Source organism: Sulfuricurvum sp. RIFOXYD12_FULL_44_77, from assembly GCF_001830725.1.
Lineage (GTDB): Bacteria > Campylobacterota > Campylobacteria > Campylobacterales > Sulfurimonadaceae > Sulfuricurvum > Sulfuricurvum kujiense_A.
In genome coordinates, this window is sequence record NZ_MIBU01000032.1 from 7028 (window position 1) to 17692 (window position 10665).

Genomic DNA, 10665 nt, shown 5'->3' on the forward strand with positions numbered 1-10665 from the left:
ACTCTTGATTGCAGTTTTTTACTTTTTTGCTCAAAAACGTCCAACTCCCAAAATAGAGCCTGATCTATCACAAAAACAAGAGATAAAACAGGAAAAAGAGGTTTTCACTACCCCCCTGATTCCTGATGAAAAATCTCTTGATGTAACGAATAGACGAAAAAGTGATTACACAATACCAAAACGTGCTGTTCCTGAGTTTGGAAAAATCACAAAACAAAGTTTTTCTGAATTTGCCGGAGAGAGAATTTTGGTGGCGGAAGATAACCCGATCAACCAAAAAGTTATTGTGGGTCTTTTAGCCGGAAGCGGTATCGATGTAGTTTTGGCTAACGATGGGCAGGAGGCTTTGGATATACTGGAAAAAGAGACAAACTTCTTAATGATATTAATGGATGCCCATATGCCAAGGGTCGATGGGTTCGAGGCGACGCGTATCATTCGTGCAAATCCGCAGTATGATCACATCTTGGTCGTAGCCCTTAGCGGAGACGTCGGAGCCGATGATATCCAAAAAATGAAGAGTGCGGGGATGGCGGAACAGCTCGAAAAGCCTCTTAGAATGGAGTCACTCTATAAAATATTCTATGCCTATTCTACAAAAGAAACCCAACCAGAAACAGCTGTGACGAATATTTTGGATGCCGCTGAAGGTGTTGAAATATGCGGAGGAGATGAGAACTTTTACCGCGAGATTTTAGCTGAGTTTGTGAGTGACTATGGCGATTCGGCGGATAGATTGGGAGATTTTTTACGTGTGCATGATATGCAAGCCGCTGATGCTTTACTCCTTGATATTGTCGGTGTAGCGGCAAATATCGGGGCGCATTCTCTTGGTGATATTGCTTCGCATCTTAAACTCTCACTCAGTGATACCCATGAGAAGAGTTATTTTAGTCTATATGACCGGTACAAAGTTCAGTTGGAGAGGTTGACGCAGGAGATCAGAGGGTATCTTTGATGAATAGAGCGGTGTGAGTCTTAATTAAACCGCATTTGTTATAATATCCCTAATTAAAAGGGAACTATCATGGAACATTTTTTAGAAAAAGCAAAATCTGCCAGCCGCATTTTGGCGACGATGAGCGGAAACGAGCGTAACCGAATCCTTCGCGAGATGGCCGAAGCCCTCCGTGCCAACACGATGAACATCATTGAAGCCAATGCCCTCGATATGCGCAGTGCAGATGAGAGTAATTTAGCTTCGTCAATGAAAGAGCGATTACTGCTCGATGAAAAACGGATTGAGTCGATGGCGGTTGCAATTGAAGAGATCGCGGCACTCAAAGATCCGATCGGAAAAGTGATCGAGGGGTGGGTCACCGAAGCGGGGCTGAAAATCGAGAAAGTGAGCATCCCAATCGGGGTGATCGGGATCATATACGAATCCCGTCCGAATGTCACCTCCGATACGGCCGCACTTTGTTTTAAAAGTTCGAACGGTTGTGTCCTCAAAGGGGGAAAAGAGGCGGAACATTCTAACAAGGTCATTGCCGATGTCTTACAGCAGGTACTCCTGCGTAACAACCTCCCAAAAGAGCTGATCGCCCTCTTGCCCGATGCCTCCCGTGAGGGGGTAGCGAAACTCATTAAAATGGATCGCTACGTTGACTTGATCGTTCCGCGCGGCGGAGAGGCTTTGATCCGATTTGTGAGCCAAAATTCGAGTGTTCCCGTCGTCAAGCACGACAAAGGGTTGTGTCACACCTATATCGACAAAGATGCAAACGTTGAAAATGCGATAGCCATTGCACTCAATGCAAAAGTTCAGCGTCCCGGTGTGTGTAACTCAATGGAGACACTGTTAGTGGATGAACCGATTGCGCAACATATCCTTCCGATGCTAAAAGAGGCGTTTGATCGAGCCCATACAGAGCTCAAAGGGTGTGATCAGACCCGTGAAATTATCACCGTAACACCTGCTACAGAGGAGGATTTTGATACGGAGTATTTGGCCAATATCCTCAACATCCGTATCGTTGACGGAGTCGATGGGGCGATCAGTCATATAGTCCGTTTCGGCTCAGGGCACTCCGAAGCGATCATTACCGAAAACATCACGGCCTCTGAGCGGTTTATGGATGCCATTGATGCGGCGGCAGTCTACGTCAACGCTTCCACCCGATTTACCGACGGAGGTGCATTCGGATTCGGTGCGGAAGTGGGGATCAGTACCAATAAACTCCATGCGCGCGGACCGATGGGTGTTGAGGGGTTAACGACCTACAAATACAAAGTGTACGGCAAAGGGCAAATTCGTTGAAACCCATTTTAGATATCGAAAATATATCTTTTGGATATAGTAAAGATATAAAAATATTTGATAATTTTTCACTCTCCCTCAAAGAGGGGGAGATTAAAGCCATTGTAGGCCCCAGCGGTGTCGGAAAATCGACCCTGTTTGAGCTTATTTTAGGGCACTGTAAACCCTCATCCGGTTCTATTCGATCATTATCCTTCTCTCAGGTGTTTCAAGACCCTTACAGCTCGTTTCACCCTACCTATACGGTACGCGAACAAATTGCGGAAGTGACGTCGATGGAGGGAGTAGAGAAGCTTTTGGATCAGATGGGGTTGGAAGAGGCTCATTTGGATACGCTTCCTCATAAACTCTCCGGCGGACAATTGCAGCGATGCTCAATCTTGAGGGCATTGTTGATGAAGCCGAAACTCCTCCTTTTGGATGAGCCGACGTCGGCACTTGATAATCTCAATCAACTTGATATTATGAAACTGATTGTAAAGCATAGTGAGGGGATGGGTGTATTGTTGATTACTCACGATCATGATTTGGCAACGTGGTGTGCCGATGAAATCGTGACGTTAGGATAGAGTGTTTTTGATGAGATAATATCCCGAAGCGGCCATCAAAACCGTTCCGAAAGTATTGAGAGCCATATTGGCAACTGCCATTAATAAATGCCCTCCGCTTAGCAATAAAAACGTCTCCATGGCAAAGGTCGAATAGGTGGTGAGACCTCCCAGAAAACCGGTAGTAAGAAATGACTTCATTTGAACGCTAAAGAGGGTTGTATAGCTGAAATAGGCGAAGAGGGCACCGATGATAAAACTTCCGATGAGATTGACGGATAATGTTCCAAAAGGGAGTGAGTGGGGAAAGTGATGGTTAACAACACCGTTCATATAGGCACGAAGAACCGCACCTAAAAAGGCACCGCTACCGATAGCGAGGATGGTTTGCCAACTCATCATCATATACCTTTTGCATTAGATCACGGGTTTCGTTGAGCCACTCTGGGTTGCTTTTATCGGCGAGAAAAGAGTCCAAATAGATCGCGGTAATGGTTCCAGGGTTAAAGTCTTTGCGTTTATTGCTGAAATGCCATGCGGTGGCAATAAGGACAACGGGTTGCACTTTGAGGCTGAATTTATCGGCGACCATTTTAGCTCCTGCTTTAAACGGCTTCATTTTTCCGCTCTCGGTACGGGTCCCCTCCGGAAAAATCGTGATGACACGCCCATGATCGAGCCGATCCTTGCAATCTTTGATCAGTTTGACGAGGGCAGTTTTGCTTTCCCGCTCTAGTGCGATATCTTTAGGAAGGCGGACAACTAGACCGAAAAAAGGGACGTTGAAAAGCTCCTTTTTGGCAACCCAAGCCAAATCTTTGGTAGTGATCGTCTCCATAACACCGATATCGATATCACTTTGGTGATTGATTAAATACATTTGGGCATCCGGATCGGGAATCCCTTTGACACGGACGGGGACAAAGACGAGAAGACGGATAAACCATGCCGAAAATTTCACGGCATAAGGTTTTGGGAGAAGATAAAAAGTGGCAATCATCAGCGTCATACCGCTAAAGATGACGATTACCGCATAAAGCCACTTAATTCGAGCAAAGATCACGTTGATTCACCCATCCGACTTTATCATCACTCAGATGTACTTTTACGAATTCTCCCACCTCTTTTTCCGCTTCGAGGTGTTCTTCTTGGAGGGTCATTTCAAAAATGGTTCCGTTTTTGATCGGGAGCAAATAGATCGGAGCATCTTTTTTGACACAGATATTTTGGTTCGGAAGCAGTGCATAGACGATGTAGAACATCGGAACAGCAGAAAGATACAAATACCATTTTTCCCGTCTCCAGTAAAAGAGGGCAAATAAAATAAGGACGGCAACGGCAGATGCACCTACTTTGAGTTCTGTGTGGCGGGCATCGGTCGGAGAGAGGTCGCTTTGACCTGTTGAGACGGTATCATCGTCTACAACGATAGGGATCGTTACTGACTCATACCGCTGTTTTTTGAGATTGAAATAAGAGAAATTGAGATTTTGATCGGTGTTAGGGATAATGACGTAATAGGTCATTTGGGATTCGCCGACATTCGAGAGTTTGGATTCAAACCCTTGTTTTATCGCATTGGGAATAGTAAAGTCACTGATATTACATCGAGTCGCTTTTGCCGTAAAAATGAGAACATTGCTCTCATTGTTATACGGAGTCGTTTTGTAATTAATAATTTCAAATTTTTCGGCAAGAATATTAGTGTATCCCGAAGGCGGGCTCAGTGTTGTTGCCGTTAGTGTAGTACCGATTAAAGTTTCCGATGTTGCACCGCTTGAGGTGAGTGTTGCGGTAATATCGGGGAATCGTACGGATGGAGATTGGACTAAAAAATAAAACGTATCATAAACGCCGTCATCTTTGACACTGCGGCGGGGCGTATCGCTGAAAATCCGTATCCCTTCTTCATTTTGAAGGGTATATTCGATATTTCCGGAGGCTACATCGAGCGGAGTGAGTTTGACGTTGAGGGCGACGATTTCACCGACATAGGGACGTTCTGGGAGGTTGCTAAATTCAAGTGTGAGTCCGGATGAAGATACACCGGAGAAAAGGGCATCTATTTCTGACGTAGTGTTTGCCGTTGCAGGCGCTATCTCTTCGGCTGCAACAGGCTCTTGATCGGTCAGGACGGAGGGTTCAGCATAGAGAACCTGTGCTAAAAATAGAAAGAAAAAGGCTAGTGTTTTCAAGCGTTTATGAACCCTTCAAGCATTGCACGTCCATCATCTGAACCTAAAAGTGCTTCCATCGCACGCTCAGGATGGGGCATAAGGCCAAAGACATTTTTAGATTTATTGCAAATACCGGCAATCGAGTCAACCGATCCGTTAGGATTATCGATGTTTCCTGCGCCGTCGGTATATTTCAAGAGAACTTGATTGTTTGCATACAGCTCATTTAAGCCTGCGGCATCAATGTAAAAGTTCCCGTCATGGTGGGCAATAGGGATATTGACTACTTGATCAACTGCACAATGGCGGAGGAAGTCGTTATCGTTATTGACCACTTTTAGATGATGATGACGCGAGATAAAATGGAGCCCTTCGTTACGTTTCAACGCACCCGGAAGGAGACCGGTTTCGGTAAGTACTTGAAACCCGTTACAAATACCGAGTACTTTTCCTCCGTTTTCCGCGTATACTTTAAGCGCTTTCATAATCGGAGACATTTTTGCGATGGCACCGCTTCGGAGATAATCGCCGTAACTGAATCCCCCTGCGGCTACTACCAAATCCATGTCAGAGGGGATAGACTCTTCTTTGTGCCAAAGAATTTGTGTTTCACACCCTAATGCGGCAAACGCATGCTGGGTATCGTACTCACAGTTTGTCCCCGGAAATTGGATGATGCCGACTTTCATGCTTGGATCTCAATTTCATAATCTTCAATAACGGTGTTAGCAAGAAGCTCTTCACACATATGGGCAACTTTTTCTTTGGCAAGTGCTGCGTCTGATTCGTTCATCTCAATAATGATTTGTTTGCCGACACGGACATCTTTGACGCTGTCAAAACCGTGACCTGAGAGGGCGTGTTGTACCGCTTTACCCTGAGAGTCAAGAACTCCGTTTTTCAAAAATACATTTACGATTGCTTTCATAATTACCCCAATATTCTGTTTAAAACTTCTTCATAGGCGACTTTGAGTCCGCCAAGACCTTGACGGAAACGGTCTTTATCCATTTTTTCACCCGTCGCTAAATCCCAGAAACGGCAGTTGTCGGGACTGATCTCATCGGCAAGGATGATTTTTCCGCTTGCATCGCGACCGAATTCGAGTTTGAAATCGACTAGGTTAAGCCCTTTTTCGTGGAAGTAAGGACGTAAAATAGAATTCACTTCACGTGCCATAGCGCGCAGTTGATCGAGTTCCGCTTCATTTTTAACAAGCTCAAGAATGAGACAGTGTTGATCATTTAGTTTCGGATCGCCGAGGGCATCGTTTTTATAATCGAATTCGACCAACGTAAACGGAAGCACGGTTCCATCGGCAATGCCGAGATTCTTACTGAGACTTCCCGTTGCGATATTGCGGACGATCACTTCGATGAGGATAATGTCCACTTTTTTACAAAGCATGTGGGTATCATCCAACATCTCAACGAAATGAGATTCTACACCGCGTGAAGCAAGCATTTTAAACAATTCGGTTGAGATCTTATTGTTCAATGCCCCTTTACCCGATTCATTATCTTTTTTAGCTCCGTTGAATGCGGTCAGATCATCCTTAAATTCGGCAATGACTAAGTTGGCGTCGTCGGTGCTAAAGAGGCGTTTAGCCTTTCCTTCGTAGATGAGATCGCGTTTTTCCATGGTTATTTTCCTTTGACTATGATTAGGGCTTTAATAATATCGACACCCTCTTTGAGCTGAATATCTTTATTCATTTGCTCTGGGGTAATAACTGTTTTATTGGTTGCATTGGCTTCGGTTACATCGATCATTCCGCCCTCTTTTTCGAGTTCGGATTCGAGATGTTTTTTAAGATCGGCCTCTTTGATATTAAATGTTTTGTCATGATTTTTGACTTCGCCGGCAATCACTTCGATATCAGGTGCTACGCCGACGGCTTGGATCGTACGGCCACTTGGGAGATAATATCGGGCAACGGTAAGTTTGATCCCCTCTGTTTCGGTAATCGGCATAACGACTTGAACCGAACCTTTACCGAAAGTTTTTTCTCCGACGATGACACCCCGTTTCAAATCTTGAAGTGCTCCGCTGACGATCTCTGAGGCACTGGCCGAACCTTCGTTGACCAAAACAACGAGAGGGAGATCGGTGATCGTTGAACTTTTGGTAGCGCTGTAGGTGATATCATCGGCCTTATTGCGCCCTTTTTGGGAAACGATAACCCCTTCGCTTACGAACAAGTCAGTCAACTCAACCGCTTGATCCAGGAGCCCTCCGGGATTATTACGGAGATCGAGGATAATCCCTTTGGTTTTTGAGGCGTGTTTTTTAATCGCTTTTTTAACGTCGGCGGCTACTTTTTTATCGAAACTGGTGACACGGATATAAAGGATCTCTTTTCCGATAGTTCGGGTATAGACCGATTCAACGGTGATGATGTCACGGATGATGTGGAATTTGATCGGGTCAGCGGTCCCTTTACGAACAATCGTGATATCAATCGGTGTTTTAGGGGTTCCGCGCATTAAACCAACGGCATCGTCAATAGTCATACTGAGGGTCGATTTATCATTGATTTTAAGGATAATATCGCCTGCTTTAACACCCGCTTTGTCCGCAGGAGTACCTTCTATCGGGGCAATAACGGTGAGGGCGTTATCACGCATACCGACCGTTATCCCTAAGCCGCCGAATTCACCGTCCGTTTGGGTTTTAAGGTTGTCGTAGCTTTTTTTGTCCATATAGGTGGAGTGGGCATCAAGGTTGGAGAGCATTCCCTGCAGCGATTTATCGATAAGTTGATCGATGGTAAGACCGTCTACGTTGTACTGCTCAACGATTCCCAAAACTTTGGTAAATTTAGCGAGTGATTGGAGGCGTGAGGCTTCTACAGAGGCTTCAGCAGGAACATCGGTGTTGCTTTTTGCCAACAGCGATGTGGAGAGGGCGACACTAACCGCTACAGCACTGACAAAACCGACAACCATCATTTTTGTATTTTTCATACGTTTTTTGAACCTTGTGTAGAGCCGTTAAATAAGATCAGCAATTATAGTGAAAACTCCATTAAATAACAATGGATTAGATCACTTCGATGACGACGTCACCGATCGTGATCGTCTCCCCTTTTTTGATTTTTGCCCGTTTGCGAGTTTCAATTTCACCGTTGCGGAATACGTGAGCGTTTTCGATTAATACTTTGGCTTGACCGCCGGTATCGACAAGGTCTAAAAGTTTGATCAGTTTATGGAGTTCGATATAGGGTTCAGTGAGGGTATAGGTCATGGTATGTGTCTTTACGTATAAAATTTTTGAGAGGGTAAAAGGGGAAAACTAAAGAGGCATGAAAGCCCCTCGGGGCTTCATGGTTGTGATTACCAGCGGTCGCGTGGAGGGCGTGGAGCGCGTGGACGAGCTTCGTTAACACGAAGTGTACGTCCGCCGAAATCGTTACCTTCAAGAGCAGTGATCGCTTTGTTAGCTTCATCTTGGTTCGCCATTTCAACAAAACCGAAACCGCGAAAACGGCCTGTTTCTTTATCATTTACGAACTTAACTGAGCTAACTTCACCGTATTGTCCGAAAAGATCTTTAAGATCATTTTCGTCTTTGCCGTAGGGAATGTTCCCGACATAAATTTGTGTCACATTGTACTCCGTGGAAAAATCGAACTATAACCAGCATAATCCTTGGCACATTCTAGCAATTACAATCTTATGGGAATGTTAAAAATAATTGTACATTTACGATTAATCCAAACCCCCGCTCAAATCTTTACAAAAACGCTCCCGCCTCGTGCAATGTGGTGAAACACGGCTTAGCGTGTGAGCGTAAAAAGAGGAGTGCTTCACTCATCATAGCCCCTCCCAATAATATAGGAAAAATCGGCTTGCTCCATGGTTGGTCTAAAAGGCGGACGATATTGAGTGTATCGGTCATCATTTGAGGGGTGATAAGAAGATAGATTAAATCAACTCCCTCCATCGCATCGACACATCGCAGTGCGGCCTCAAATCGCTCGCTCCGTGCATCACCGATAATATCGATAGGGTTGTTACGCGACCAGTTGGAGGGGAGGAGTGCATCAAGCGCATTAAGATCCTCTTCACGCAGGGTATAGAGTTTTGATCCCCGTTCAATGATGACATCGGTGATAATCGTACCCGGTCCTCCGGCATTGGTGATAACGGCGATATTCTCAAAATTTTGGGCGTATAGGAGTGCTTCGATAGAATCGACCATTTTAACCCCGACGCTCTCTAAGAGACCTCGAAACATCGGGTAGTCACCACTGAGATTTCCCGTATGGGAAAAGGCCGCTTTTCGTGCTTGCGGGGATTTTCCCGCTTTATAGACACGGATCGGTTTTGTGCACGATCGCAGCGATTCTAAAAACGCTTTTCCCTCCTGTATCCCCTCGGCATACAGAGAGATCGCTTCACACTGCGGATCAGCGGAGAGCATCGTGATGATGTCGGCAAACCCCATATCGGCCATATTTCCCGCTGAGAGGATATGTGAGAATCCGATCCCCTCTTGGGTTGCCTTGTCCATAAGGGAGGAGAGAACGGCTCCCGATTGGGCGATGAGGGCCAGGGGCCCTTTTTTAATGGTGGGTGAGCCGAACGTGAGATTGAGACTCCGTGTTGATTCGTAGTACCCCAGACAATTCGGCCCAATGATGTTGAGGTTATATTCTTCCGCTAACTCTTTAAGCCGCTCTTCGCTGCGGGTATCCCCCACCTCTTTGAACCCTGCCGAGACGATAATGATATTTTTGGCTCCCTTGGGGATGAGGGCTTCTATCGTTTCGATGACATGAGAGGAGGGGATCGTAATAACGGCGGTATCAATCGTTTCGTCAATATCATCGAGTGAAGAATAGAGTGTATGCCCCTCCAGTGTCCCCCCTCTGGCATTGACCAAATAGAGTTTCCCTTTAAAAGAGAGGGCATTATGCGCGATTGCGTAGCCTACTTTATTGGGATCATTGGATGCGCCGATAACGGCAACGGTGCGGTTATCGAAAAAATTAGGGCGCACACGTATATCAGATACGGGGTTTTGGTTCTCTGTGTGATATGCGATTCGCGCATCCACGACGTGCAGCCCTTTAGGATTGAAAATGACGGGATTGAGGTCACATTCACGAATCGTAGGGTTGTTTTTGATAAAGCGTTGGAGGTTCTGAATAAATTCGACGATTGTCCGCATCATCGGCTTGGAACCCCGAAACCCTTCAAAAAGTTTGCTGATTTTAGTGGTGCGGATGGCGCGGAGGATTTCAGTTTCGTCGGCGTGGATATCGATGTAGCAGACATCGCGGTAGAGCTCCAGTAAAACGCCCCCTTTTCCGAAAAGGATGATTTGCCCGAAAATAGGATCATCGACTACTCCGGCAAAGAGCTCTTCCCCTTGGATCATAGCGGTAGCAATAAAGCCGTCATTAGAATCGAGTACGATATTGTGTTCACCGATTCGGCGTATCATTTGATCTCGTGCCGCTTCTACCGCATCTGGAGTGCTTAGTGAAATACTCACCCCTCCGACATCGCTTTTATGGATGATTTTAGGGGATTCAACTTTGAGCGCAACAGGGTAAAAATCGAGTTGTATGGGCTCACTCAGAGCAAAACGGCGGAAGGGGGGAACATTAAACCCCGATTGTGACAGTAACGGATAAAGTTCGGATTCGACCATAAACATCTCCTACGAATGG

At 45.7% G+C, this 10665-nt stretch carries 13 protein-coding genes; 3 read left to right on the plus strand and 10 right to left on the minus strand.

The genetic code is table 11. The annotated features are described in order from the left end of the window. From A2517_RS01650 to A2517_RS01660, 3 genes are all read left to right on the plus strand, one after another. Positions 1–958: response regulator (locus A2517_RS01650; RefSeq protein WP_294893630.1), on the plus strand; the 958-nt coding region annotated here is incomplete at its 5' end. A gap of 69 nt (positions 959–1027) precedes the next feature. Further along, entirely contained in the window at positions 1028–2260 is a 1233-nt protein-coding gene (locus tag A2517_RS01655; RefSeq protein WP_294893631.1) for a glutamate-5-semialdehyde dehydrogenase, read from the plus strand. After that, on the plus strand, positions 2257–2829 hold the full coding sequence (locus A2517_RS01660; RefSeq protein ID WP_294893632.1) for an ATP-binding cassette domain-containing protein: 573 nt from the start codon (positions 2257–2259) through the stop codon (positions 2827–2829). Before A2517_RS01655 ends, A2517_RS01660 begins: the two co-directional genes overlap by 4 nt. On the opposite strand, the gene crcB is transcribed toward A2517_RS01660, so the two are convergent. The 10 genes from crcB to A2517_RS01710 form a co-directional block, all read right to left on the minus strand. Beyond that, the gene (crcB, locus tag A2517_RS01665) at positions 2821–3207 is read right to left on the minus strand and encodes a fluoride efflux transporter CrcB (RefSeq protein ID WP_294893633.1); all 387 of its coding nucleotides are present in this window, start codon (positions 3205–3207) and stop codon (positions 2821–2823) included. The genes A2517_RS01660 and crcB overlap by 9 nt on opposite strands. Then, complete coding sequence (locus A2517_RS01670; protein ID WP_294893634.1) at positions 3176–3871, minus strand: 1-acyl-sn-glycerol-3-phosphate acyltransferase; 696 nt, start codon at positions 3869–3871, stop codon at positions 3176–3178. Before A2517_RS01670 ends, crcB begins: the two co-directional genes overlap by 32 nt. Next, positions 3852–5003: a hypothetical protein gene (locus A2517_RS01675; RefSeq protein WP_294893635.1), complete on the minus strand. Its 1152-nt coding sequence runs from the start codon at positions 5001–5003 to the stop codon at positions 3852–3854. The genes A2517_RS01670 and A2517_RS01675 overlap by 20 nt, the downstream gene beginning before the upstream one ends. Continuing rightward, the gene (purQ, locus tag A2517_RS01680; RefSeq protein ID WP_294893636.1) at positions 5000–5674 is read right to left on the minus strand and encodes a phosphoribosylformylglycinamidine synthase subunit PurQ; all 675 of its coding nucleotides are present in this window, start codon (positions 5672–5674) and stop codon (positions 5000–5002) included. The genes A2517_RS01675 and purQ overlap by 4 nt, the downstream gene beginning before the upstream one ends. Continuing rightward, a complete protein-coding gene (purS, locus tag A2517_RS01685) occupies positions 5671–5913 on the minus strand; it encodes a phosphoribosylformylglycinamidine synthase subunit PurS (protein ID WP_294893637.1) in 243 nt (80 codons plus the stop codon). The genes purQ and purS overlap by 4 nt, the downstream gene beginning before the upstream one ends. 2 nt (positions 5914–5915) lie before the next feature. Then, positions 5916–6626, minus strand: a complete 711-nt coding sequence (gene purC / locus A2517_RS01690; RefSeq protein WP_294893638.1) for a phosphoribosylaminoimidazolesuccinocarboxamide synthase — start codon at positions 6624–6626, stop codon at positions 5916–5918. A gap of 2 nt (positions 6627–6628) precedes the next feature. Beyond that, positions 6629–7951 (minus strand): S41 family peptidase, encoded by a 1323-nt coding sequence (locus A2517_RS01695; RefSeq protein ID WP_294893639.1) that lies wholly within the window; start codon positions 7949–7951, stop codon positions 6629–6631. A gap of 76 nt (positions 7952–8027) precedes the next feature. Further along, positions 8028–8231 carry an RNA-binding S4 domain-containing protein gene (locus A2517_RS01700; RefSeq protein ID WP_294893640.1) on the minus strand — a complete coding sequence of 68 codons (204 nt, stop codon included), beginning with the start codon at positions 8229–8231 and terminating at the stop codon, positions 8028–8030. An 89-nt stretch (positions 8232–8320) separates the two neighbouring features. Then, positions 8321–8593 carry an RNA-binding protein gene (locus A2517_RS01705; RefSeq protein ID WP_015652803.1) on the minus strand — a complete coding sequence of 91 codons (273 nt, stop codon included), beginning with the start codon at positions 8591–8593 and terminating at the stop codon, positions 8321–8323. A 127-nt stretch (positions 8594–8720) separates the two neighbouring features. Next, a complete protein-coding gene (locus tag A2517_RS01710; RefSeq protein WP_294893641.1) occupies positions 8721–10646 on the minus strand; it encodes an acetate--CoA ligase family protein in 1926 nt (641 codons plus the stop codon). Between the last annotated feature and the right edge of the window lie 19 nt (positions 10647–10665).